The organism is Acidobacteriota bacterium (genome assembly GCA_016716435.1).
Taxonomy (GTDB): domain Bacteria; phylum Acidobacteriota; class Blastocatellia; order Pyrinomonadales; family Pyrinomonadaceae; genus OLB17.
In genome coordinates this window covers 1,081,270-1,106,029 of the sequence record JADJWI010000008.1, presented here as the reverse complement: position 1 = coordinate 1,106,029, position 24,760 = coordinate 1,081,270, and the positions used below count along the sequence as shown (strand labels likewise).

Below are 24,760 nucleotides of genomic sequence, written 5' to 3'. Positions count from 1 at the left end.
TCCCGACACCGAAGAAGGCGAAATGTAAGGAAAACAGACACTTTCGTCATCGTAGCCCTACGGTGGTGTCTTGACAAGATATTCGAAACGATGTACTTTTAGGGCACTTTTCTTTTCTTTGATTTTGAAAATTTGGTCTTCCGATACACGGGGATGTGCGATCTGTAGTTCATTGCCGGGGTATCGGTCACTCTGTGGAGGGAGATTCTATCTATGTCTTGGACACAAAAGGTTTGGTCCTCACGAAGCCTTGTCGCCGTTGCCGCCGTTGGCGTTTTCGGCGCAACAGCTTTCTATCTCGGTTCGCTCGACACGCAGGTCGAAGCGAGCAAATCCGTTGAAGTCGCGGCAGCCGCACCTTCAGCAACATTCCCGGCGGATGCTGGTTCGCTTGGTGCCATTCCGGATCGCGGAGTTGCGGGTTGCGGTGCTCCTGGCGGTCCGAATAAGGACGTCACGTTTACGGTCTCAGGGTTGAGCGGAGCTCCGACGAATGTCGAGGTCAACATGACGTTCAGCCCGGCCCATACTTGGAGCGGGGACGTTGTGACCACGCTCATCGCCCCGAACGGAACACAATTTCCGATACAGGGCCGCCGTGGTTCAACTACTGCGACCGGTTGCGGCTCGGGTAACGACCTTGCCGGACCGTACGGTTTTAAGGATACAGCCGCTGCAACGAACTGGTTTTCGGTCGCAGGTACACCGGTTCCTTCAGGCGATTATCGCTCGACAACTGTCGGCGGCGATGTTAGCGGCGGTACGGTTACTTCGATAAGCCCGGCTTTCGCCGGCGTTGCAGACCCGAATGGCACGTGGATCCTTCGCTTTAACGATTTTGGCGGCGGTGACACGGGTGGCGTAGGAGCCGCCTCACTCACCATCGACGCAGGTGCTGCCCCGACGGGGTCGCCAGTAGCTGACTTTGACGGAGACGGCAAATCGGATTTCGCGGTTGTTCGTCAAACGAATCAGCCGATCGCTGGCCAAACGCGTTGGTTCATCAATCCGAGTTCGACCGGCACCGTTGTTGGTTATGACTGGGGTATCGGCACGACCGATTTCTTCACTCCTGCCGACTTCGATGGCGACGGCAAGGCGGACATCGTTACCTGGCGTCCGGGTGCGGCCGATGTCTCAGCGTTTTATATTCTGCGTAGTTCCGATTTCGGACTCCAGATCGAGACCTTTGGCGTGACCGGTGACAACCCGTCGGTAGTAGGCGACTACGATGGTGACGGTAAAGCTGATCCGGCTGTCTTCCGTGCTCCTGCGGGGGCTGGCGCCCAGGCAACCTTCTTCTATCGCGGCAGCCTCAACAACCCGGGAGGTAACATTACCTTCGTTCCTTGGGGAACTGGCGGTGACACATCGTTCCCGGCGGTTGGAGATTTCGACGGCGACGGAAAGAACGACTTTGTTGTCCAGCGTTCGGCCGGCGGCGGACAGGCGGCCTTCTGGCACCTGCTTTCGGGTGGCGGAACTGCGATCGTACCGTTCGGCTTGGATACCGACTTTATCGTTCCGGCCGACTATGACGGCGATGGAAAGACCGATCTTGCTGTAAGCAGAACCGCCGGCGGTGCTCGCGTTTGGTACGTCCGACCGAGTGCAACTCCCGGCAGCCCGTATCAGGTTAGCTGGGGAACGTCTGCAGATTCAGATGTCCGTGTACTTGGCGATTACGATGGTGATGGCAAGGCCGACTTCGGTGTTTGGCGTCCCGCGATCGGAACTTTCTGGATCCTCAATGGAACCAATAACGCTGTGACAACTTACCAGCTTGGTGCCACTGGTGATTTCGCGGTTGCGAACTACCAGATCAACTAGGAACTACCGATAATTCATTTGCTTTCAGAGGCTGCGTTTGCAGCCTCTGATCGTTTTTGAGTAAGCTCTAAATTCGTCACTCGTTTTGTGGCGGCTTATACGCATGAAAGCAATGATCTTGGCTGCGGGATTCGGCACACGGCTTTTCCCGCTGACCATCGACAGAACCAAGCCGGCAATTCCCTTCCTGGGTAAACCCTTGGTCGGCTATGTCGCCGAATACCTCGCAGAGTTTGGCTTTCGCGAGATCGTTGTAAACCTCCATCACCAACCCGATTCCGTCATCGCGGCTCTCGGTGATGGATCGCAGTTTGGGGTCAAGATCAACTATTCGATCGAGCAGCCCGCCATTTTGGGAACCTCCGGGGCTCTCGACCACGCTCGCCAACTCCTCGGGGATGAAACATTTCTTGTCATCAACGGAAAGCTGATCACCGACATTGACCTTGCTGCCGCTATCGAGACGCATCGTTCTTCGGGGGCGATCGCGACGATGGTGCTTAAGCCAAATGTCGCCCGTGAGCGTTTTACCGAGGTGTTTACGTCCGAAAACCGCGTTAAAGGGTTTGGCGGAATGCCGTCTCTTGAGGCTTCAGGTAAAAGCAACGAGCCGCCGTATATGTTTACGGGAATCCAGATCCTTGAACCGCGTGTTTTTGATTACATTCCTCGCGGAGTCTATTCAGATATTGTGCCGACCTTCTATCGTCCGGCGATCGATGCCGGCGCGGTCATCTCCGCTCACATCACGGATGGACGTTGGTTCGAACTATCAACAATGAAGCGGTACCTCGAGATCTCGCTGGCTATGTACGACGGCGGCGGAACGATTGTCGGCCGTCGGTCCGAGATCGCCGAACCGAATTCCGTCAATGACACCGTTCTATGGGACGATGTGATAGTCGAACCCGGTGCGAAACTCGAGCGTACTATTGTTGGCGACGGTGTTGTCATCAGGTCGGGTCAGAAATTCTTTGATTCCGCGATCGTTCGAGCGGATATGGTTCGCAATTGCAGAGAGATCCCCGAGAAGGCGGAGCCGGGCGAATTCAACGGCGATCTATACGTGGTCCCGCTTCGGTAAGCAATCAAATTGTCGGAAGAACAGCAAAATAGGCTCGAGGAATTCCTTCGTGAGGCAGGGCTCGGCGAGATAGAAGCCGAGCTCACGCCCGATGCATCAACGCGCCAGTTTTTTCGCGTGAAGAATGGCGATAGCACGGTCATCGCCTGCGTTTATGGCGATGGTGACACCGATGGGCCCGACCAACTTATTGACGTAACCGGGCTTTTTATCCAGGCTGGTCTGCCCGTGGCCAAGGTTGTGAAGTCCAACGCGGAGCACTCTGTTGTAATTCTCGAAGACCTCGGAGATCGAATACTCCGCGATTCCCTTTTGACCGCGACCGAAGGAGAGCGAGATCGGCTTATTGAGGCTGCGATCGAGCTTATTCCAAGGATTCAATCGGCAACCGATCTCGCGATCTCAAGCGGATCGATCGCGGGCAAACTGAGGTTCGATGAGGCGAAGCTATCGTGGGAGCTCGATTTTTTTCGCGAACACTATTTCCATTCTCTGCGAGGCCGAGAGATACCATCCGCAATTGAATCATCCGTTTCGAACGAGTTCAAGGAACTTTCAGCCTGGCTTGAGCAACGTGCTGCCGTTCTCTGCCATCGCGATTTTCACGCCGCGAATCTCATGATCCGCCCCGATGGCAGCCTGGCAATCATCGACCATCAAGACGCTCGCATCGGCTCGGTCACGTACGACCTGGTTTCGCTGCTTCTCGACCGGGTCACAGAACCGCCTTCCGATGATTGGATCGCTGGGAAGATCCATCATTTCCTAAAAAGCCGCACCCCACTAGGGCTTCCCACGATCAATGATGGTGAGTTCGCGTCCGAGTTCGATCATCAGACCGTACAGCGTTGTCTTAAGGCCGTCGGGACCTTCTCGTTCCAGTCAGCCTTTCGGGGCAAAAAGCACTTTGAGGCTTACATCCGTCCGATGTTTCGCATCGTCATCCGGTCGCTCGAGCGGCTCGGCAAATATCCCAACCTCCGCGAATTGCTCTCGGCCGAGGTCGGCTAGACGCGGAAGTGGTCTGCTCTCCAATTCTTGATCGCCGTTTTGATCTCCTTCTGCGTAGTGAGCCTTCCGGCAAGAACTTCCGAGATCAGTTCCGGCAGTTCTTCATCAGACGCAAATCGAAGCGCGACCATCTGCCCGACGCGGAGATCACTTGCTTTAGCAGCAAGCTCAGGCGAGAGCACGACCGAATACCGAAGCCGCTCTTCTAATCGGATCAGCCTGTCCTGAGCTCGCAGAGCCTGCACCCTTGCGGCGAGGCTTACGAGAATCACGACAACGACCAGCAGGAGAGATCTGAACGACGACGAGTCGAAAAACCGCCACGCATCGACGATCGCCCAAACGAGCAGGACGAGCGACAGCGGAAAGATCACAAAATGGACCAGCGGAAACCAACGTGTGTGGTTCGAATAGTTCTGAGGTTGTTCAGTGTTGCTCATAGTGTTCAAGGAAATGTCTGTCTCAATTAAAGTTTAGAACTCGGTGTCCCGTCAGTACCAGCTGATGTGAAATCCTCACCCGGATTAACGAATAGATTTTGCTCGAAACGGTACTGCTTGTCGTAGAGCTGCTTGTAACGGCCGTCCATCGATATCAGTTCCTCGTGCGTACCGCGTTCAAGGACCTCGCCGGCCTCGATCACCAATATCTGGTCCGCGCTTCTGATCGTAGATAGTCTGTGGGCGATTACGAAGGTCGTGCGGCCGCGTCGAAGGTTGTTCAGGCCTTCCTGGATCAACGCTTCCGACTCACTGTCCAGACTCGACGTCGCCTCGTCGAGGATGAGGATGCGCGGATTTGCGAGCAGTGCGCGTGCGATCGCGATCCGCTGCCGCTGGCCGCCGGAAAGTTTGACGCCGCGTTCACCGACGACGGTCTCATAGCCATCCGGGAACTTCTCGATAAACTCATCCGCGTTTGCAACCCTACACATCTCCCGGATCGTCTCGATCGTGGCCTCCGGATTCGCAAAGCGGATATTCTCAAGGATCGTCCCGTCAAAGAGAAAGTTGTCCTGCAATACCACGCCGAGATACTTACGGTAGTCTCTTAGCCGTATCGACTGAAGGTCAATGCCGTCAACTAGCACCGTTCCGTTCGTCGGACGAATGAAGTTCAGCACGAGGCTCAAGATCGTAGATTTTCCCGAGCCGCTCGAGCCGACAAGTGCCGTGGTCGCCCCGGCATCGGCGTGAAATGATATCCCTTTGAGCACAGGCACACCTTCGTCGTATTCGAACTCTACATCACGAAACTCGATCGACCCGTCCATCTTCGGAAGCGGACGACGTTCCTTATCCTGTTCGTCCTCGGTCGGCATCGCCATCACTTCCCTGATCCGGTCGAGTCCGGCGAGCGCTTCGGTGATCTGGGTTCCGATCGATGTAAGTTCGATCACCGGCATCGCAAGCAAGAACGTAAAGGAGATGTACATCAAGAAGTCGCCAAGCGTCATCGTTCCGCCCTGGACCGCGTTGCCGCCGATGACGATCATCACCACCGCTATCGCACCGATGATGACGGATGAGAACGACCCGATCGCCGAGATGCCGGTAACGGTCTTTGCGACGTTGCGGAAGAGCCGATGCGCCCCGCGGGCAAAGCTCAGGTCTTCGCGACGCTCGGCCGTGTATGCCTTAACGACCCGAATGCCGCCGAGGCTCTCGCCGAGCCGTCCGGTCACCTCGGCCGTTATCTGCCCGCGTTCGCGAAAGACCGGCCGAAGAACCTTAAAGGCATAAAGGAGCACTCCGCCAAAAGCCAGCAATACTACCAAAGTGGCGACGGTCAACACCCAGTTGATCCAAAACAGCACGCCGATCGCGATGCTCGCCGTTACGATACTGCCGATGATCTGCCCGAGTCCTGTCCCGACCAAATTGCGTATCCCTTCAGCGTCGTTCATTATCCGCGATATAAGTTGGCCGCTTTGGGTTGAGTCAAAGTAGGAAATCGGTAGCCGTTCGATGTGAGCCTGCACGCGTTTGCGCATCTCGGTTATCGCACGCTGTGCCGCAACGCCGAGGATCTGCGAAAGAGCGAACGAAGTCGAGGCCTGAACTAGCGTCGAGATGCCAATGGCCAATGCGATCCATTTGATCAGCTCGTATCTTTGATTTACAAAGACCTCGTCGCCGATGAACTTGGTCGATGCGGGCAGGACCATCCCCGCAAGCCGCGAAATGAGCAGCAGGACGCTTCCGAACGCAAGCCGCCACCTCGCACGCCAGACAATCTTGCGAGCCTCAGCCCATGCCCCGGAGTAGTTGACCTTCTTCTTCTCTTTCTTATCACCTGGCATACCTTTCAAGGTGTTATTCTGGCCGAACAAAGTCAAGCCCGATGCAGTTGAGTTCGTTGCTGTAGGACATGTTAATATAACTTTTTCGAAACTCTTTGCATTGAGGCTGGATCAGATGAAAGTAATATCGGTTTCTTTTGCGTTGATCGTCTTATGCTTGGCCGTTGCACCCAACATAGAGGCTCAGTCGGTCAGGTCTGATCTGCCTCGGGTGTTGCCATCAACCTTGCTGACGGAACTAAGGGAAAAACAGGAAGCCGAACCCGACATCGCGCCGCAGCGTTTGGCTGATCATGCCAACGAGCGCCTTGCGGTTCTCGGATTCAATTATCATATTGATCCGTGCGATGTCGAATCACGCAAAACTGAGTTCAAGTTCCCTTTGACTGAATACAACGAAGTCTTTCATGTTTATCCGTTGACGGGTGGAGACGGAAATAATATGCAGGTTATGGCGAAAGAACCCGGCGACGCGCCTTGCGGCTGTTCGCTCGACCTGCCGATCACCAGAGCGGCCAATGATCAACTGCAAATAGTGACTGATAAAGGTTCCGTTAGTATTTCGGCGAAGAACAAATTCTTGTTTGAAAAGGTCGAACTCGTTGATGCAACTCTGAGAAAAACCACACGTAGTTGGTACGTTCATAGCGGCGTTGAACCTGCCGCGGTTTCCGCCGACGGCAAAACGGTTTATATGGACCTAGAAATAGAGTCGCTTCTGATAGGCACCTCCGCTGATGGCGCTCTGCGTTTTGTGCCCAGGACATCAGCCGATATCATTACGAAGTACGTTGACTTAAGGCGGTTTCCGAAGGATCCGGACAACGACTATCTTGGATTTCGCCAGTTCACCAAAGGTAAAGTAAAATACACGCTAAAGTTTTCTCACGTCTGCACTTAATATTCATGAACCAAGTTTATATCGAGCAATTAGAGAACCATATCGGCGAAACTGTCACGCTCAAAGGTTGGCTCTATAACACCCGGTCGAGCGGAAAGCTCGTCTTTTTGCAGCTCCGGGACGGCACGGGCACCGTTCAGTGCGTTGTCTTCAAAGGCAACAATGAGGATGTCTTTGAAGCCGCCAAGGCACTCGGACAGGAGTCCTCGATCATCGTCACCGGAACCGTAAAAGAAGACGCCCGTTCGCCGATCGGCGTTGAGATCGACGTTACCGGTCTTGAAGTGCTCCAGAACGTCCACGACTACCCGATCACACCAAAAGAGCACGGCACCGAGTTCCTGATGGACCACAGGCACCTTTGGATCCGTTCGAAGAGGCAGCATGCCGTATTGAAGATCCGCCATACGGTGATCAAAGCCGTTCGTGATTATTTTGATGAGAACGGTTTCACGCTCGCCGATACGCCGATATTCACGCCCGCGGCTTGCGAAGGAACCACCACACTTTTCGAGGTCGATTATTTCGGCGACGACAAGGCCTATCTCACACAGTCCGGCCAGCTTTATAACGAAGCAACTGCTGCCGCGTTCGGTAAATCCTATGCGTTCGGACCGACGTTCCGTGCCGAAAAGTCGAAGACCCGCCGCCACCTGACCGAATTTTGGATGGTCGAGCCCGAGGTCGCTTACGCCGGCTACGAAGACATGATGGACCTCGGCGAAGGGCTGATCCTGCATATCGTCGACCGCGTCCTAAACGATCGCAAACTTGAGCTTGCGGCGCTCGAGCGCGATACGACCGTGCTCGAAGCGATAAAGGGCCCGTTTCCCCGCTTGCACTACGACGATGCAGTGAAAATGCTTCAGGAAGGCCACGCCAAGGGCGAGCTGGAGAACAATTTCGAATGGGGCGGTGACTTCGGTGCCCCGGATGAGACTTACCTGTCTAAGCAGTTTGGCCTGCCCGTGTTCGTTCACCATTTCCCGACCGCGATCAAGGGCTTTTACTTCGAGGTCGATAAGGACCGGCCTGAGTGTGCTCTCGGCATCGACCTGCTTGCACCCGAGGGCTACGGCGAGATCATCGGCGGCGGCGAGCGAGCGACCTCGCTTCCCTATCTCGAGGAGCAGCTCAAACATCACGGCCTGCCGCAGGACATCTTCGAGTGGTATCTCGACCTTCGCCGCTACGGCAGCGTCCCCCACGCCGGCTTCGGCATGGGAATCGAACGCACCGTCGCCTGGATGGCCGGCATCGAACACGTCCGCGAAACGATCCCTTTCCCGAGAATGCTTTACAGGCTTCGGCCATAAGAAATCAAGTAGGGCAAAATGAACAGTTACCTGCAACGTTCCCTTACTGCATTGCTTTTCGCAATGCTTCTCGCTTGCGCCGTCGCGGCACAGCAGCTTGTTAGCAATGAGGCAAACGGCACGATGTCGGCCGCCGCTCTCAATGAGCGGATGGCGAAGGTTTACGGCAAGTATGCCGTGCCGGAAACCACGACGGCGGTCGAGCTTTACAAGATCACCTACCGCTCGCTTGATGCCAATGGAAAACCTGCGGAGCTAACGGGCCTCGTGGCATGGCCGGTCGGCGGTGCACCGAAGGGCCTGGTCGTTTATTGTCACGGGACGACCGTTGACCGCGACCGTTCTCCTTCGCGATTCAAGGGCGAGGGCGAAGCTCCGGAGACCATCGAGGCTATCACCGGTTTTGCGACCGGCGGCTATGCGGTCGTGCTGCCAGATTACATCGGCCTCGGTGATCAGAAGGCCGCCCATCCGTATCCACTCAGCAAGGTGAACGCCCGCTCTGGCGTCGATATCATTCCCGCGGCTCGCGAATTGGCCCGCCAAAAAAGCTACACCATCGGCAACGATCTTTTCATCACGGGCTATTCCGAAGGCGGAGGTGTCGCAATGGCACTCACGCAGGCCCTCCAAGCTTTCAGCGGACCGGAATATACCGTGACGGCCTCGGCTCCCGCTGCGGGGCCGTATGACCTTTCAGGTACGACGCGCAAATTCATGCTTGAGGATACGGGTGAGCAGGTCGATTTTATTCTACGGGTTTATCTGACCTCGTACGCCGTGAATTATCTTGTGAAAGAGAAGAAGCTTCGCTGGCGTGACTTCTACAAGCCGACCTTGGCAAACGCTCTCGCCGTCAACTACAACCTCAGCCCGACCGACGACGGCGTTATCCGCAATATCGGGGTCACGACCGCCTTAATGCGATCAAAGAACCGGCTTTCCAGCGTACTTCAACCCGGATTTATGCGAGCGATGCAGCGAAACGATAGGCGTAATGCATTTGTCCGAATGCTGAACGAAAACGACGTCTATAATTGGTCGCCGCGGGTTCCGATGCTGCTCATTGCCATCGATGGCGATACGGTCGTAAGCCAGCAAAATACCGAGGTCGCCTACAATGCGATGCGGCGTCGTGGCGTTCCGGCCGAGCGGCTCCGGCGGATGATCATCAAAGATGCCGAGCTAAATCACTTGAAAGGCATGGCTCCGGCGATGTCGAAGGCCCGGCAGTTTTTCGACGGCGGCTTTGCCGCGGTGCCTTCAGCGCAGTAGCCAATTTTACTTCCCGTCTTTTTTGTCAACTGGGGCGTCGGCCTTTTCTGCAAGGTTGCCGCCTAAATTATCGGTGACGCGAGGCCGTTTACCGTTCGCAAACTTTGAGTAAGTCGCATTGTTTCCGGTGCCGTTAAAGACAAACTCCATCGTCGCCTCGGCCGTGATCTCGTTCTCATCGCCATTGACCATCACCTGATTGCATGCGCCCTTTATGGTCACCTTGTTCCCGCCGCTATTGATCATAACGCGATTATAGCGGTCACAGTTGACGGTCTTTGTCACGTTCGGGCCGTTGACGCTCAGCAGCGGCCCTTGTTGGGCGGTATCAACGTTCACCACATCAGCCGGGTCGATCGGTTCTTCGGTCGGGGTCGGTTCCACGGTCGGCGTAGGCGTCGGCATATACTTTTCGACGCTCTTTTTCGAGATGCCGCTTTGCACATCGCACCCGATAAGAACCGTACAGACCAACAAAAGAACCAGCTTTTTCATCGTAAACTCCTTTACTTCATAGTAAGCGATTTCCGGCCGGCAGGTGAAGAACCATTGTAGGAAAACACAAACGCCGTCTCAGAGACCACCAAACGGTTCGGAGAATAGGCGGTTTGTCCCCCTTTAGAAACGGACTCCCGCGAATTACATATGAGGGCACGAGGTACTAGCACGAACCTCGCTCCAAATCGTAACAATGCGACCGTGGTTCGATACTCAAGTTACACAGATCCATGCTCGAGCTGCCTGCAGTTCAGACTATTTCTTTTTCGCTATCTCGATACCGACCGAGGTTGAGCCCGGGCTGCCCCATCGGCCGTCAAGCGTTCCTTCCGGGCCGATTCTGTAGCTTACGAAAGCGCATTGCGATCCACCGATGCCGACGGCCACCGAGTTGCCATCACGAACACCAAAGCCTTTCGAGACGGTTCCCGCATCCCAAGCGAAGGAATATCCGCTGCCTTGCTTGCTTACCGAAAGTTTTCCCGTGTAGCTCGAGCCGTCCGGGTTTGAGCCCGTGATGTCGTAGCTTCCCTCGAGGTCGGAGCCTGAACTTCTCTTAGCCGTCTCCTTCGCGGCTTCGTTAACGCCCCAGTAGCCGACCTTGCCGTCAAGCGAGCCGTCTCCGGCTATCGAAAAGAGCACGACACCGCAGCCCTTTCCGTTGTTCCCTTCGGTGAACGAGACCGCTACCTTGTCTCCTGTACGAACCCCAACCCCGTCATAGGTATTCGGGCCGCTGACCCACGTAAACTGATAAACGCCCTCGCGCTTCGTCACCCCCAGGTCGCCGGTGTACTGATCACCGCCGCCTTCATTCGTACCCGTAACTGAGTAGTTGCCCGCGATATCCTTTTCGGTAACGCGTGTTTCCGTCGTCGGGCTCGGCGCCGCTGGCGTCGCTGTTGGTGTAGCTGTTGGTACCTCGGTCTTCTCCGCCCCTCCACAGGCGACACCGAGAAATATCATGGCCAGTGCACACAGGCCCAGTGTTGTTTTTGGGTCGTTTTTCTTCAAGTAAGGAATTCCCCCGGATTGAATTTGTTGGCTTTCTTAACGCCGATATAATAGAGGAGAACTACTATCAACTCAACCCTCACGGGAAACACGAGATCTATGTACGCAAATAGACGTCTGCGATGGCTCGCTACTTTAATCATTATTCTTGGGGTGTCTGTAGCCGTTATTGCCCAGCAACGGATCGGCGACCTACGGCCAACGGTCATCCTTGTCTCGATCGATGGCTTTCGGGCTGACTATTTTGAGTTGCACAAACCGCCGACGCTTAACGAGCTAGCCAAGAACGGCGTTCGTGCCCGGTGGATGAAACCCGTCTATCCTACAAAGACCTTTCCGGCCCATTACTCGATCGTTACAGGGCTCTATCCAGACAACCATGGGCTGATCGAAAACAATATGTTCGACGCCGAGCGTGGTCTCTCTTTCGGGCTCGCGAATCGTAAGGCCGTCCAAGATCCGGTTTGGTGGGGCGGCGAGCCCGTCTGGAATACGGCTCAAAAAAAAGGGCAGATCTCGGCTGCATTCTTTTGGCCGGGGACCGAAACAGTGATCGGCGGGATGCAGCCGAAGTTCTGGAAAGATTACGACGGCAAGGTTCCAAACGATACCCGAGTTGATACCGTGCTCGGATGGCTTGATCTCCCCGCTGCCGAACGTCCTACGATGATCACGATGTATTTCTCTGACGTTGACGACGCCGGCCACAACCACGGACCCGAGTCACCCGAGAACCGCGAGGCGATACTTCGCGTTGATGGCAATATCCGGAGACTAGTCGATGGGCTTGCGGCTCGCGGGATACTTGAGCAGGTGAATCTCATCTTCACGTCGGATCACGGAATGGCACCGTACAAAATGCGCGATGCGGTCGTCCTTGATGAGATGTTCGACACGAACGACGCCGAGCGCGTTTTCTGGGTCGGCGAGTTCACGCAGATCTTTCCAAAGCCCGGCAAGGAGGACGCGATCTATAACGCAATCAAAACAAAACTTCCGGCTTCCGCGACCGTCTACCGGCGAAGTGAATTTCCAAAGCGGTTCAAGTTTGGCAAGAATAAACGAATTGCACCGCTGGTCGTCGTTCCCAAAGCCGGGACCGTCATCACGACCCGAGAGCGGATGGAACGTGCGGAGAAAGACGGCCGGCTCGACGCGGTTCGCGGGGCTCACGGCTACGACAACGATATTGTCGAGATGCGCTCGATGTTCGTCGGCCACGGCCCGAAGTTTAAGAGCGGATACGTCGCGAAGCCCTTCGAAGCTGTGGACGTTTACGAACTTATCTGTACGATCCTCGGGCTCGAGCCCGCAAAGAACGACGGCAAGTTAAAGCGGATCAAGTCGGTCCTGAAATGATCTTGCCACAGAGGGCATGGAGATTCGTGGGATATTTGTGTTGTAGCACGGACAAGCGCCAAAGGTCACCGAAAGGTTTTATCCAGAAACGCTTCCTCAAAATCCTCAGTGCCATCGGTGGCTACTTACTCCGTAGCGTCAGCAAAGCGATCTCCGGCGGGACAAGAAAACGAAAGGGCAGCAAGCTCGTGCCGATGCCGGTCGTGACGAAGAGGTCTTTGCCTTCCTCGCGGACATGGCCGGCGGCATATTTCTGGCCGAAGGCGGAAGGAACGATCGGCGTGCCGAGAACCGGGAAACGCACCTGCCCGCCGTGAGTATGGCCGGCGATCATCAGCTTGAAATCATCACCGAAGGTCTTAAACGCATTGATCACCGGAAAGACGTCAGGGCTGTGCTGGAGCACAATGATGTCGCCCGACCGCTCATATGAAGCGATGGCCCGCCGCATATCTTGGTTAAACGTCGCCCAGGTTCCCATGTGCAGATGGTCGCGCATTCCGAAAAGCCGAAGCTTCCGCCCGCCGCGTTCAATAAAGGCAACCTCATTTTCAAGCACCCGAATTCCCGCCCGGCGAAGCGCCTCGGCGACCGATGTATTGTCGTACCAGCCGTCGTGATTGCCGAGCACGGCATAAACACCGTATCTTGCCCTTATCCCCGCAAGGCCCTCGGTCAGGCTTTCGACCGGCATTTTGAGCTGTCTTTCCCGGATCGGTTTCCCGTCATTTAATTGAGAGACGTAGTCGCCGAGCATTACGACAACGTCGGCATCTTGGGCATTTATCTCATCGACCACTTCCCTCATCCGCTCCGCGTCGACTCCGTGCGAGCCGGCATGTATGTCAGCAACTGCCACGAAGCGCAGGCCGTCAAACGCCGGGTCGAGGCCGTTGATCTCCAGTTCAGTTTCATTGACGACCAGCCGGTGCGGCTCGATGAAATAGCCGTACGCCAAAGCCAAAAGGCTGAATGCGATGCCGGCCAGAATGTATGGGATAAATCGCCGCATTGGCTAAGGGGTCTCGGGCATTGTCGCCGTGTTTGATGAAAGAGTTACGACGTTTATCTCCGGCGGCACACGGAACCGGAGCGGGATTACGCTCGTCCCGACACCACTTGAGACATACACATATTTGCCGTCAACGACCGCGAGGCCATCCATAAATCGCGGGTCGTTAAACACGGCCTTCGGCCCGAAGATCGGCCAATTTAGCTGGCCGCCGTGCGTGTGCCCGGCAAACAAGATCGAAAAGCCTTCGGGTGCCGAAAGAAGCGTGTCGGGGTTGTGCGTTATCGCGATGATGTTCTTTTTTTCGGCAAGGGCGTTGAACGCCGCTGCCGGCACAGTGCGGTTCTTCCAAAGATCCTCAATACCCCAAATGCGGAGGATAGCGCCATTGACCTCGACCTCGTGGATCTCATTGTTCAGGACGTTGATCCCGGATATTTCCTCGAGCATTCGATGGATCTTTTGCTCGTTGTGATACCAGTCGTGATTGCCGATCACGGCATAAACGCCGTACTTTGCCTGCAAGCCCTTAAGGCTCTCCGCCACGCTCTCGAATGGCACTTTCAGTTCCGTACGGTCGGTACCGTCGGGAGCGGTTCGCATACGCTCGCGGTCAAAGCGGGACTCGCTGACGTAATCGCCGAGAAGGACGATAACATCCGGATTCTGCGCATTCGCCTGCTCGACGACAAAGCGAATACGTTCGGGCGGAGCAAAATTCGAACCCGTGTGGATATCAGCGATCGTCACGACCCGAAGGCCGTTCAACCGGCCGTCCCAATGCGGCACTGCGATGGCGTCATTAACGACGACGAATTGCCGCGGCTCGATGAAATACGAATACGAAAGAAACAGCCCGAGCAAGATCGCAAGGACACCGATGAGAAGACCGATCCGCTTTAGCCACTTTTTCATTGATATCTATTTCGGGAGCTTGCCGGGAAAATATTCACCCCAACGCTCGTCAACGAGCTTCTTGATATCCTCGCGAACCTCGACGACGTCAGGATACCAAGGCTTCATTCGGGCGTCGATGACGATTGGGGCCTCGTATCCGATGTGGTTGTTCTTAACGGTCGTTGTACGTGCATAAATGTCCGTCGCCGGATTGAACCGCGTCCACGTCGCCCAGAGGAACTTCTCCGGCGAGATAGCGTAGTTGATGTCGTCATGGATGACCACGACCTGCCAATCTTTGAAAACATCGGCAGCAGCCAACCGCTCGCCAAGATCCTTGTCGTTCTCATATGCCGTGCCCTTTACAACAAGACACCCACCGCAGAATACGGCCGCAGACGACACTCCGAGCGGAAGTTCGCCCTTGAACTCTCTTGCAAGTTCCCGCTTCGCTTCGCCCGTCCCCATCAAGATCGCCTTGCTCCCGTGGTTGATCTTGCCGCTTGCATAATCGAGCGTATCGAACGCGGTTTGCGAGAAAATGAACAGGTCGCGATGCCACTCCACTCGCGCCAGGATGTGCTCGAATAGCGAACGAAAATCGCGGAGGTCCTGCGGCTTATCGGTCAGAAGCAAAAACTTCGTCAACGCAAGTTGGCCCTCGCCCAGAATGCGAAATCCTGCCGAGAGCGCTTCCCTTCCATAACGTTCGCGGACAACCGCGGCTGCCAGTGAATGGAAGCCCGTCTCGCCGTAGCTCCAGAGGTCACGGACGGCTGGCATAACCAGCGGAAAGAGCGGCGAAAGCAGTTCCTGCAAATAATCGCCGATGAAGAAATCCTCCTGCCGCGGCTTGCCGACGACGGTCGCCGGATAGATCGCGTCTTTGCGGTGGAAGACCGCGTCCGCGTGAAAGACCGGATAATCGTGCGTCAGCGAGTAATAGCCGTAGTGGTCGCCAAACGGGCCTTCGGGTCGACGTTCGTGCGGCGGAACGTGGCCGCAGATCGCAAACTCAGATTCAGCGATCAACCGATGATGGCCCGCCAACGGATTATCGGCCATTCCGATCTTCGAATTCGCAAGCAGCGAGGCGAGCATCAGCTCGGGCACGTCCTCGGGCAGCGGTGCGATCGCCGAGAGTATCATCGCCGGCGGCCCGCCGAGGAAAATAGTTGTGTTGAGCGGCACGCTATGCTGCTCGGCTTCGTAGTAATGAAATCCGCCGCCCTTGCCGATCTGCCAATGGATTCCGGTCGTCCGCTTGTCGTACCGCTGGATTCGGTACATCCCGAGGTTCGGCTGGCCCGATGTCGGGCTCTCGGTGTAAACGAGCGGGAGCGTCACAAAATGCCCGCCGTCCTCATGCCAGAGCTGCAAGAGCGGCAACGCCTCAAGATCAACCTCCGCCTGCCGCACCTCAAGCACCGGTGCTCGCCGCGACTTCTTGGTCCCGAGCTTTAGCGCCGTCAGGCCCATGTCGCGATAGCCCCAGAGCTTGCCGATCTTTGGCGGGACGAGAATATCCACCATCTCCACCGCCCGCCGGACGAACTCCTGTGGTTTCTTACCAAACGCAAGTTCGATCCGTTTGATCGTCCCGAACATGTTGGTTATCACGGGAAAACGCGAGCCTTTAACATTTGTGAATAGAAGAGCCGTTCCTTGAGCCTCGATGACACGCCGATGGATCTCAGCGATCTCAAGGTATGGATCAACCTGAGCTGCAATTTCGATCAACTCGTTTTCGCTTTTGAGGAGTGCAATGAATGAACGTAGATCTTTATGCATGATCGGTCAGCCGCTATATTCTAATTGAAACAAAGCAGGTGCTAAACGGCAAACTTTCGCGGAAATTAGAAACTTCGATCACCCGATAAAACCATTGTCATATTGTATGCATCAAAGCCGTCGAAGTTACCCCCTATCTATCTGAGTCAGAACAATTTATGAAAGTAATTATTTTTTTGCTGCTAATTGTGACGAGCTTTTCTAGCGTAATACGAACACAAACTGCGTCGGAAATGCAGACGGCGAATACAGCGGAACGTGCGGCTGTTAAAGCGTATCAGTCGAAGAATAGGGCCGAGTTTCTAATGCAGATTGAAACGGCGAATTGGAACCGGCCAAATCATCCGCGCATTATCTACAATCTCGCCGTCGCACATGCCCTAAATGGACGATTGGACGATTCGTTGGATGGCCTCGAGCGCCTCAATGGAATGGGACTCGCATACGCCTTTGAAAAGAATGAGGATCTTAAGCCATTGTTTGAAACTGAGCGTTTCAAGACGTTGAAGGCGAGATCCGACTCTAACAGAATGCCGATCAACGCGAGCACACGAGCCTTAACAATTGAAGACAAGACACTGATCGCTGAAAGCGTCGCTTTCGACACAAAGAGTAAAAGTTGGTTCGCCGGAAGCGTTCACCAACGAAAGATTATCAAGGTCGGAAATGATGGTAGCGTACAGGATTTCTCGTCTCCGAGCGACGGTCTTTGGAGCGTGTTGGGGATCAAGATCGATCAGAAGCGGAACCATCTTTGGGCAGCGACTTCGGCATTGCCGCAAATGAAAGGTTATACGGCTGAATTAAAGGGCCGATCCGGATTAGCAAAATATGATCTTCGTACAGGAAAGCTCTTAAAACTTTACCGGCTTCCCGCAAGCGAGAATCATGCTCTTGGAGATCTTGTTCTGAACAATGAGGGACGCGTATTTGCTACAGATTCAGCGGCGCCGACTATTTATTCTATCGATCCGAAAACCGATCAGTTATCGGCGTTCACCACGTCTGACCTATTTGTTTCGCTTCAAGGGCTGACCTTCGGATCCACCGAAAAAGTACTGTATGTTGCAGATTATTCTAAAGGCATATTTCGTATTGATGTTCAGTCGAGAGAAATAACGCAAATGAAACCAGCAGACCAGGTTACTTTGCTGGGAATAGATGGTCTTTATTTCTACGCCGGTAAACTGATAGCGATCCAGAATGGTGTCAACCCAAATCGTGTGGTTGCATTTGTCGTCGCCGATGGGGCCATCACCTCTTTCAAACCGCTCGAAGCAAACCATTCCGATTTCATGGAACCAACGCTGGGAATGGTCGTGGGCGATGAGTTCTATTTCGTTGCGAACAGCCAATGGCCGTTGGTGAGTGAGAACGCTGGACTGAACATGGACAAGCTTGTGTCTCCCGTCATTCTAAAACTTAACCTTAAAAAAGAATTGGCGAAGGGCGCTTCGGTTTCGAAATAGTGTCAGTGAGTAAACAAGGGCGATACGGATCGACGTTGGCAGAGATCTCGATGATCTCATTCTCCTTCCTGAGCGTTTCGATGAATGAACGTAGATTCGAATGCATTGGCACTAAATGTTTCTAACGGGATCTCTAAATAGGCGTCTTGGTCCATTCGATCTGGTCGATAACTGACTCGATCGCCTTCCTGATGAGATCGAACTTCGGGCCCTGACTGCCGTGCTGGCTGGGGACTTCCTTCGCCTCGTTTCCGAATTCCACCCTGATCCTCGTAAGATCTCCGCCAGTCGACGGGCTATATTCGGTGCTCATTCCACTAAATCCGTTTTCCAAAAGGACTTCTTTTAGGCGGAGAAGTTGATCGGGAGCGATCATCCCTGTATATTTCGAATGCTGTCTTTCTGCAATATCTTCCGGCAAGGTAGTTCGATCCCGTGGACCGACAACACTTATGAATTCGGCGGTGCCGTTAGCCCTGAATGTGACCTCATACGAAGGATAGAGTTGGCTTCCTCCATACATCATTGCGATCGCCGTCGGATCATCTAACGTTGAAGATCCGCAGGCGAAAGTGAACGCTCCCCAAATCAACAACACAGATCGGATCGAGTTTTTGATCGAAGGTGGTTTGTTCATCTATTCCTAGCGCTAAGTCGATTCTTTATTGATAGTCATAGAAGCCCTTGCCGCTCTTGCGGCCGAGCCAGCCGGCATCAACGTATTTCTTAAGCAGCGGGCAGGGCCTGTATTTCGGATCGCCGAGGCCTTCGTGGAGCACGTTGAGGATGGCGAGGCAGACGTCGAGTCCGATGAAATCCGCCAGCGTCAGCGGGCCCATCGGGTGGTTCATCCCGAGCTTCATTATCTCGTCGATCGCCTCGCGGGTCGCGACGCCTTCGTGAAGGGCAAAGACCGCTTCGTTGATCATCGGCATCAGCACGCGGTTCGAGACAAATCCCGGATAGTCGTTGCACTCGACCGGCACCTTGCCAAACTTCTCCGAAAGCTCCTTCACCTTCGCGTAGGTCGCGTCGGAGGTGGCAATGCCGCGGATCACCTCGACGAGCTTCATCAGCGGAACCGGATTGAAGAAGTGCATGCCGATGACCTTCTCCGGCCGCTTCGTAACGGCCGCGATCTTGGTGATCGAGATCGACGAGGTGTTCGATGAAAGTATCGCCTCCGGCCCGCAGATCGCATCCAGCTTCTCAAAGATCGTCTTCTTGATCTCAAAATTCTCGGTCGCCGCCTCGACCACAAGCCTGCAGTCCTTCAGATCCTCAAGCGCCGTCGTCGTCCGGATGCGGCCCAGCACCTCGGCCTTTTGCTCCACGGTCATCGTCTCTTTCTTGACGAAGCGGTCGAGGCTCTTGCTGATATTTGCAACGCCGCGGTCAACGAATTCATGGCTGATGTCGCACATCACGACGTCAAAGCCCGAAGCGGCCGCCGTTTGAGCAATGCCGTTTCCCATCGTCCCGGCACCGATTACTCCAATAATGTCACTCATTTCGATAATGTCCCTGTATTAAATTGATGTTCTGGCCTAAACCACAAGAATATCGAAACGCCCGGGGCAAAACAAACAAGCGGCAGGGTTTAGGCCCATGCCGCTTGCGGAAAAATTGCCAACAAAATACTACTGCCAGCTATTTGGCGGCGGCGGCGGTGATTGGAACTGCCCGCCGGCACCATCCACGTTGTAAAGCGCCTTGCCCATATCGCCGAAAAAGAACCAAAGGGCATAAACGCCGAGCGCCGTCCCGATCGGGAAGCTAAGCAGCGAAAGGATCGCCACGACGATCCCGAGCGTCCGGCCGATCGGCTGCACCTTCCCGACCTTGTAGCCCGCATAAAAATCGAGCGCAGCAAAAAGGAAAACCAGGACCGCGACAAAGACCGCCATCGCGACGAAGAGCCCGCCCATGAACTGCTGCTCGTCCCGGTCGCCTGCCGCAATAAAAAAGCCGCCGATCCCTACATAGATAAGCACGGTCAAAACGCCGCCGAGCACCTGCAGCCCGCCCTGCACATGAAAGAAAATGCTGATCAACCGATTGTGTTCCTGTGCTGTCATGATTGTATGTCTCGTACCGTCTGAAAATTCCACCGTTCAATGCCGGCAAATTCATGCTCACCGCTCAGGCCGCGATTTGCGGTGCTTTCTTAATGTGTTTCAAGATGTCCATTTCGCTGCTCTCCGCTGATTGCAGGTCGCATCGCATTTGCAAATTGAGCCAAAAGCCCGGCGAATTGCCAAAGAACTTAGCCAAACGAAGAGCAGTGCTCGGCGTCAGCCCGCGTTTGCCAGAAACGATCTCATTGATTCTCTGAAACGGAACATGTATCGCCCCAGCCAACTCGGTTTGTGTCAGCCCCATCGGTCGGAGAAAATCTTCGAGCAGTATCTCCCCGGGATGCGTCGCCGGTCTGTTCTTCGGAATTCTGATCATAATGCCTCCCAAATGGTCAATGATAATCGACGATCTCCACCTGCTCCGCACCGTTCGGAGTCCATTCAAAGCAAATGCGGTACTGATCGTTTATTCGTATGCTGTGCTGGCCGAACCTTTCAGCTTTTAGTGCTTCAAGCATGTTTCCCGGCGGCACCCGCAGATCGTTTAGCACCGTAGCCGAATCTACCTGATCGAGTTTGCGAAAAGCCACTTTCCAAAGTCCCTTGGGCAATCGCCGCCTCGCCGCAGTCGAATTAACGCCGTTAAAGATATCCTCTGTAGCCTTGTCGGCAAACGACGCGATCATCAACCACACAATAGCACGGATATTATGTTATGGCAATAAAAAGTAGCAAGTAGTTAGTTCAATCGTCGCCGTCACTAGCAACTATTGACACTTCGAGATTGAATCCGAGTTCGGATAAGTTCCGCAACACACTCGTGGGCAGCGAAAATCCTCCTTGGCCCTTGGTCGTGACCGAACAAAAAACGTCAAGCTTGCAACCGGTCCTAAGCTCTTCGATAGCCGGCATTTGGTCACGCAATTTATCGAAAAGCGACTGAACATGTTGTTCAAGCGGTTTGTCGTTGCCTAAATCAGATTTGAGTAGCCACATATTTGAGCGAAGTGCTTCGCCAAACCGATCAGGCTCACCCGCGCGATGGGTATAGGTTGGGACCATAGCAAGCATCCGAGAGATCTCGTCAGGATCAAGGCCTCCCTGAATCCTTATCGATGCCTTAGTCGTTAGCATATTGTATATGTACCCGACCTTAAGTCGGTCAGCTGATTCCTTTGCAGTCCGTTCGATTTTCTCATTCGACAGGTCACGGTTGTCCGCCGTGTCGCGATCGGAGTTGACCATTTACTTAACCGTGTTTCACGCCAGGCGCCTGGCAATCGTAAAAGGCTTTGCAAAAACAAACTGGCATGCGTCCCGAACCCTATACTGTGGAGCGACGGTAAGCCCAGAAATCGAGGACTTCCAAATCGTCCACGAGGCCAATAAGTCGAACCTGCTCCTCAACAGAAAATGAATCAGGAAAATCCGCAATCACCTCGGTCGCTACAATCGAAATTCTTTCTGTTTCAGATTCCATTGCCTGTTGGTCGTAATACGCGCGGATCAGTATCTTCAATCCGTCGATCCTAGCAGTGACCGCAATTAGATTCTCAGTCACTTCCCCCAATAAAGCTCTTTGCAACGAAAGCTTTAATGTAACGGTATTGTCTTCCATGGCCTTAAGAATCCGAGGCATTAAGGTCCGGGTTGAGGATCTTCTTGTTCGCCTCGCAAACGACCATGATGCTGCCATCCATGCATCCCTTGGGCAAAGTCATCGTCCGGCTTTCGTTAAAGTTTCGGTTGCCGTAGCGGTCGAAAGTATAAGGCTGATTCCAGTTCACCGTAAAAATCGTGGTTTGGATTGATCGACTGCCAAGACTAGGAGGCCTCGCTTCAACATACCGTCGGACACCTTATATCTTCTGCTGACGTGTTCTACCTCGGTGCCTTAATGGGCTTCCATTATGACTATATATCAAGATCTCCCAGAACCCCGCCTTCATTCGTCTTGCCCTGAATCTTCAAAATCCATCCGCCTCTTTTTATTCTTGTTATTCGATTAAGTAGATCTCTAAATGTGATGTTTTCGAACTGCATAGCTCCATCAATGCGGCGGCCATACTGCATCCCGATCAAGGTTTCGCTTCCTTCGCGAATCGGCGAAAACGTGATTCGATTTATCCTTCTAAATTGTTGAAATTCAGGAAGATCCAACAACGCTGGAATAATATCCGCCACCATACTTCCCTCACGAAGCTGAAAATGCCGAATTTTCAAATCAAGAAGGGCCGCCAGACGTTTGACTCTTCCACTTACTGGGAAGATGTTTATGACGCCATCCCGCATCTCCCAGTCATAATTTTTCATTTGTGGGACTATAGCGTTGAAAACGTCTTCGATCGAGGCATTTACCAAATTTAAAGATACTGGATAGCTTCCGGCATTAAAATTATGCCTCACACTGACCTGTACGGACACCGATGCGTCCGGACTTTGACGAGAGAAGATTCCTTCTAATGGCATATTCGTATCGAAGTCAAAGTAATTCTTTCCTTGATCTCTTGTTGACTGCTCGAAGCCGATGTTTAGATTGTGTTTCGACATCAATTCACGAAACACGAGCCCTAAAGGCTGTTTGTCAACATTGATCGTGATTCCCTCATCACGTGGTTCGGAAATTTTACCCTTACCCTCATTCGCTCCTACAAAAACAACAAGAATAAGGGAAACAACAACGAGAAATCGTTCTACGATTTGGTCTTCTTTCATCAATCTACCCGTCCCTCGAAACACAAATACCGCACCCTCTTTCGTCCACCCAATACTCAGTCAAAAATGATCGTTCTTTTGGTTGGATCCGAAACCGGAGGACGCCCTGATTGTACCGTTACAGTAGCTTGCGGAGGACCCGGGATCGGCTGAGAAGCGGGCTCTACATTAACGTATCCATTAAACCGATGAATATTGAAATCAACCGTAGCTTGAGTGGAGTTGACGTTTACTTTTGCACGATAAGCTATCGGCTTAACGAAACTGTCGGGATCGGTAGGATCCGACATAACCCCAGTATTGTCATTTCCACTTGTACTAGCAATTATTGTCTCTGCGGTACCCACTTCAGAATAATTCTCCGTTTCGGTCACTTCAGGCGTTGTAAGTAACGTCCCATCTTCTGCTCGGTTACGAGTTGTAACAGTAACACCCGGATTGCCATTTTCATCCAATCTGGCAACCTGAGAAGTAGCTTCAGGCTGAAAATACCCGCCTCCACCTGTGACACTTAAATTAATCTCGTAAACATTATAGGTTATCGTCTCTCCGGTTGCGGTATCCCGGTATGTCCTAGTAGCTTTTTCTGGATCCGCTGGAGGAGTTGCGGTGATCCTCACTTCATAATTACCGCCAGTTGAAATCATTATTTTGTCCCTGTGCACGTATCTAACGAAGCCCTCATCGACCGTACCTGTCGGATCAATTAGTCGCAACGGATTGTTTAGCACATACGGATACCTATTCCACGACTGAGGCTGAGTTGGGCGGCCCGATGCGTTGAGCGGATCGGAACTCGAAAATCGGCCCAGATTGAAGTTGTGCATTCGGGCTTGAGCGTAATCGAGGTCGGTCTCACCATCGCGTTCGTAGGAGGTGAATTTCTGGCGGACGGTGTCGGAGCCGTAGGCGGAGCGGGCGATCTCTTCGCCGTATGGCATGAAGTCGCGGCGGGAGATTGTGGTGCCGTTCTGGTCTGTAAGGATGCGCGGGCTGCCGAGGTGGTCGGCGGTGGTGTAGCTGACCTTTGGAGACTGGGGGGCGGCGACGGTTGAGTATTCGCCGATGAGCTTCCCGCCGGCGTCATAGACGAACACCGTCACCTCGCCGGTCGAGGGCACGTGCTTCTTCACCCGCTTGCCGTCTCCGTCGTATTCGTACTCGCCAACTGTCGAGACCGGGTTGCCGTTCAGGTCGAGCGTTTCCACCATCACCTGCTTGTTCTCGCCGTCATACGTAAAGCGTCGGCTCTCGGCGTCGCGGATGGTGGTGCTCGGGATTCTTACGGCCAATAGGTTTTCAAAGAACTGATCTGCGGACGAGTATTTGTTTGAGTCGGGTAACCCGCCGCAAGTTGCCCGAGGGCATTATAGACCGCCCGGCCGGGAAATGCGTCACCAATTTGCGGTAGGTCGGAAGATAGCACCGCCAGTTTCAAGGCACTGCACCTGTATTGCGGCTCTGCCGCCCGATGAGCGGAAAGGCTCTGCCTTTCCGGCGGCGTGCAAAAAAGGAGTGCGGCTCCGCCGCCGATCTCTCTGTGCGGCTTCGGTCTGTGCTTTCTGTGGAAATGGTTTTCTCCAACACCACAGAATTCACAGACGAGGGCCACAGAATCCACAGACAAGCTTCCGGTTTTCTTCTTTTCTTATTTCGTGGTTCCTACTTGCGGCGGGCAGGATGCCCGCGTTCCCAAAGCGGCTGAAGCCGAGACCCAGAACTTCGCAGCTATCCAAAACTTTCATTTCATCCATATCTTCCATATCTCACGGATCGCCGTTCACTTCCGGTTGGCGGGATAAGAAAATGGACATCGGGGGACAGTGAGCGGTGAGCCGTAAGCAGAGGCCCGATGTTTGTAGCGATCAGCTCTAAGCCTTAAGCCTCTAGCTGTAAGCCGAAGATTTAACCTGAAAGCCCGATGCTTCTTTTTAACCAATTAACAATGGTCCGATTAACAATTAACAATGCTGAAAAAAACGCCGACGATCCAAAACGACATTCCGATCGGCCAACGCCCAAAGACCAAAGGCCCAAAGCCAGCCCGCGTGTTCCAAATGTTTCAGTCGTTTCAACCGTTTCAGGCAATTCATTTGTTTCATCCGTTTCAACCGTTTCAGAAACATATGGTCTCTGCAAAAAATGAAACAGCGAGGATTCGGAGCAATAAAAAGCGGCTGCCGATCGGACAGCCGCCTTCACCTAGTT

At 53.8% G+C, this 24,760-nt stretch carries 26 protein-coding genes; 8 read left to right on the top strand and 18 right to left on the bottom strand.

What is annotated here, in order from left to right:
• Nucleotides 1-213 precede the first annotated feature (213 nt).
• The 3 genes from IPM21_17020 to IPM21_17010 all read left to right on the top strand — a co-directional run bounded on the left by IPM21_17020 (nucleotide 214) and on the right by IPM21_17010 (nucleotide 3,925).
• Nucleotides 214-1,830, top strand: a complete 1,617-nt coding sequence (locus tag IPM21_17020; GenBank protein MBK9165575.1) for a VCBS repeat-containing protein — start codon at nucleotides 214-216, stop codon at nucleotides 1,828-1,830.
• Between the two features lie 103 nt (nucleotides 1,831-1,933).
• Complete coding sequence (locus IPM21_17015; GenBank protein MBK9165574.1) at nucleotides 1,934-2,914, top strand: NDP-sugar synthase; 981 nt, start codon at nucleotides 1,934-1,936, stop codon at nucleotides 2,912-2,914.
• Between the two features lie 9 nt (nucleotides 2,915-2,923).
• Nucleotides 2,924-3,925: a phosphotransferase gene (locus tag IPM21_17010; protein ID MBK9165573.1), complete on the top strand. Its 1,002-nt coding sequence runs from the start codon at nucleotides 2,924-2,926 to the stop codon at nucleotides 3,923-3,925.
• Here the strand turns inward: IPM21_17010 and IPM21_17005 are convergent.
• Together IPM21_17005 and IPM21_17000 are read right to left on the bottom strand one after the other, a co-directional pair.
• On the bottom strand, nucleotides 3,922-4,365 hold the full coding sequence (locus tag IPM21_17005; protein ID MBK9165572.1) for a hypothetical protein: 444 nt from the start codon (nucleotides 4,363-4,365) through the stop codon (nucleotides 3,922-3,924). The two genes, IPM21_17010 and IPM21_17005, sit on opposite strands and share 4 nt — an antisense overlap.
• A gap of 26 nt (nucleotides 4,366-4,391) precedes the next feature.
• Nucleotides 4,392-6,227 carry an ABC transporter ATP-binding protein gene (locus tag IPM21_17000; GenBank protein MBK9165571.1) on the bottom strand — a complete coding sequence of 612 codons (1,836 nt, stop codon included), beginning with the start codon at nucleotides 6,225-6,227 and terminating at the stop codon, nucleotides 4,392-4,394.
• Between IPM21_17000 and IPM21_16995 the strand changes: the two genes are divergently transcribed.
• Genes IPM21_16995 through IPM21_16985 form a run of 3 tightly spaced genes read left to right on the top strand, consistent with a single transcriptional unit; the run spans nucleotide 6,193 to nucleotide 9,719 of the window.
• The gene (locus IPM21_16995; GenBank protein MBK9165570.1) at nucleotides 6,193-7,128 is read left to right on the top strand and encodes a hypothetical protein; all 936 of its coding nucleotides are present in this window, start codon (nucleotides 6,193-6,195) and stop codon (nucleotides 7,126-7,128) included. The genes IPM21_17000 and IPM21_16995 overlap by 35 nt on opposite strands.
• Before the next feature lie 5 nt (nucleotides 7,129-7,133).
• Nucleotides 7,134-8,444 carry an asparagine--tRNA ligase gene (gene asnS / locus IPM21_16990; protein ID MBK9165569.1) on the top strand — a complete coding sequence of 437 codons (1,311 nt, stop codon included), beginning with the start codon at nucleotides 7,134-7,136 and terminating at the stop codon, nucleotides 8,442-8,444.
• An 18-nt stretch (nucleotides 8,445-8,462) separates the two neighbouring features.
• Nucleotides 8,463-9,719: a hypothetical protein gene (locus IPM21_16985; GenBank protein MBK9165568.1), complete on the top strand. Its 1,257-nt coding sequence runs from the start codon at nucleotides 8,463-8,465 to the stop codon at nucleotides 9,717-9,719.
• 6 nt (nucleotides 9,720-9,725) lie between these two features.
• Here IPM21_16985 and IPM21_16980 read toward each other — a convergent pair whose 3' ends face one another.
• On the bottom strand, nucleotides 9,726-10,214 hold the full coding sequence (locus IPM21_16980) for a DUF3060 domain-containing protein (GenBank protein MBK9165567.1): 489 nt from the start codon (nucleotides 10,212-10,214) through the stop codon (nucleotides 9,726-9,728).
• A gap of 258 nt (nucleotides 10,215-10,472) precedes the next feature.
• Nucleotides 10,473-11,183: a hypothetical protein gene (locus IPM21_16975; GenBank protein MBK9165566.1), complete on the bottom strand. Its 711-nt coding sequence runs from the start codon at nucleotides 11,181-11,183 to the stop codon at nucleotides 10,473-10,475.
• Between the two features lie 147 nt (nucleotides 11,184-11,330).
• Here IPM21_16975 and IPM21_16970 point away from each other — a divergent pair, with 147 nt between their 5' ends.
• On the top strand, nucleotides 11,331-12,590 hold the full coding sequence (locus tag IPM21_16970) for an alkaline phosphatase family protein (GenBank protein ID MBK9165565.1): 1,260 nt from the start codon (nucleotides 11,331-11,333) through the stop codon (nucleotides 12,588-12,590).
• Between the two features lie 121 nt (nucleotides 12,591-12,711).
• Here IPM21_16970 and IPM21_16965 read toward each other — a convergent pair whose 3' ends face one another.
• Genes IPM21_16965 through IPM21_16955 form a run of 3 tightly spaced genes read right to left on the bottom strand, consistent with a single transcriptional unit; the run spans nucleotide 12,712 to nucleotide 16,293 of the window.
• A complete protein-coding gene (locus IPM21_16965) occupies nucleotides 12,712-13,602 on the bottom strand; it encodes a metallophosphoesterase (protein ID MBK9165564.1) in 891 nt (296 codons plus the stop codon).
• A 3-nt stretch (nucleotides 13,603-13,605) separates the two neighbouring features.
• Nucleotides 13,606-14,517, bottom strand: a complete 912-nt coding sequence (locus IPM21_16960) for a metallophosphoesterase (protein MBK9165563.1) — start codon at nucleotides 14,515-14,517, stop codon at nucleotides 13,606-13,608.
• Nucleotides 14,518-14,523: 6 nt separating this feature from the next.
• Nucleotides 14,524-16,293 (bottom strand): UbiD family decarboxylase, encoded by a 1,770-nt coding sequence (locus IPM21_16955; GenBank protein ID MBK9165562.1) that lies wholly within the window; start codon nucleotides 16,291-16,293, stop codon nucleotides 14,524-14,526.
• Nucleotides 16,294-16,448: 155 nt separating this feature from the next.
• Between IPM21_16955 and IPM21_16950 the strand changes: the two genes are divergently transcribed.
• The gene (locus IPM21_16950; GenBank protein MBK9165561.1) at nucleotides 16,449-17,759 is read left to right on the top strand and encodes a hypothetical protein; all 1,311 of its coding nucleotides are present in this window, start codon (nucleotides 16,449-16,451) and stop codon (nucleotides 17,757-17,759) included.
• Nucleotides 17,760-17,892: 133 nt separating this feature from the next.
• Here the strand turns inward: IPM21_16950 and IPM21_16945 are convergent, their stop codons facing one another.
• The 11 genes from IPM21_16945 to IPM21_16895 form a co-directional block, all read right to left on the bottom strand.
• On the bottom strand, nucleotides 17,893-18,396 hold the full coding sequence (locus IPM21_16945) for a hypothetical protein (protein ID MBK9165560.1): 504 nt from the start codon (nucleotides 18,394-18,396) through the stop codon (nucleotides 17,893-17,895).
• 25 nt (nucleotides 18,397-18,421) lie between these two features.
• Nucleotides 18,422-19,270 carry a 3-hydroxybutyryl-CoA dehydrogenase gene (locus tag IPM21_16940; protein MBK9165559.1) on the bottom strand — a complete coding sequence of 283 codons (849 nt, stop codon included), beginning with the start codon at nucleotides 19,268-19,270 and terminating at the stop codon, nucleotides 18,422-18,424.
• Nucleotides 19,271-19,399: 129 nt separating this feature from the next.
• Nucleotides 19,400-19,837, bottom strand: a complete 438-nt coding sequence (locus IPM21_16935; protein MBK9165558.1) for a hypothetical protein — start codon at nucleotides 19,835-19,837, stop codon at nucleotides 19,400-19,402.
• A gap of 64 nt (nucleotides 19,838-19,901) precedes the next feature.
• Nucleotides 19,902-20,213, bottom strand: coding sequence for a HigA family addiction module antidote protein (locus tag IPM21_16930; GenBank protein ID MBK9165557.1), 312 nt, complete (start codon nucleotides 20,211-20,213; stop codon nucleotides 19,902-19,904).
• Nucleotides 20,214-20,229: 16 nt separating this feature from the next.
• Complete coding sequence (locus IPM21_16925; GenBank protein ID MBK9165556.1) at nucleotides 20,230-20,523, bottom strand: type II toxin-antitoxin system RelE/ParE family toxin; 294 nt, start codon at nucleotides 20,521-20,523, stop codon at nucleotides 20,230-20,232.
• A gap of 58 nt (nucleotides 20,524-20,581) precedes the next feature.
• Entirely contained in the window at nucleotides 20,582-20,971 is a 390-nt protein-coding gene (locus IPM21_16920) for a DUF4279 domain-containing protein (GenBank protein ID MBK9165555.1), read from the bottom strand.
• Nucleotides 20,972-21,161: 190 nt separating this feature from the next.
• Nucleotides 21,162-21,455 (bottom strand): hypothetical protein, encoded by a 294-nt coding sequence (locus IPM21_16915; protein ID MBK9165554.1) that lies wholly within the window; start codon nucleotides 21,453-21,455, stop codon nucleotides 21,162-21,164.
• Nucleotides 21,456-21,459: 4 nt separating this feature from the next.
• The gene (locus tag IPM21_16910; GenBank protein ID MBK9165553.1) at nucleotides 21,460-21,624 is read right to left on the bottom strand and encodes a hypothetical protein; all 165 of its coding nucleotides are present in this window, start codon (nucleotides 21,622-21,624) and stop codon (nucleotides 21,460-21,462) included.
• Between the two features lie 127 nt (nucleotides 21,625-21,751).
• The gene (locus IPM21_16905; GenBank protein ID MBK9165552.1) at nucleotides 21,752-22,552 is read right to left on the bottom strand and encodes a hypothetical protein; all 801 of its coding nucleotides are present in this window, start codon (nucleotides 22,550-22,552) and stop codon (nucleotides 21,752-21,754) included.
• Between the two features lie 56 nt (nucleotides 22,553-22,608).
• On the bottom strand, nucleotides 22,609-23,844 hold the full coding sequence (locus IPM21_16900; protein MBK9165551.1) for an RHS repeat-associated core domain-containing protein: 1,236 nt from the start codon (nucleotides 23,842-23,844) through the stop codon (nucleotides 22,609-22,611).
• Nucleotides 23,845-24,457: 613 nt separating this feature from the next.
• The gene (locus IPM21_16895; GenBank protein ID MBK9165550.1) at nucleotides 24,458-24,754 is read right to left on the bottom strand and encodes a hypothetical protein; all 297 of its coding nucleotides are present in this window, start codon (nucleotides 24,752-24,754) and stop codon (nucleotides 24,458-24,460) included.
• Between the last annotated feature and the right edge of the window lie 6 nt (nucleotides 24,755-24,760).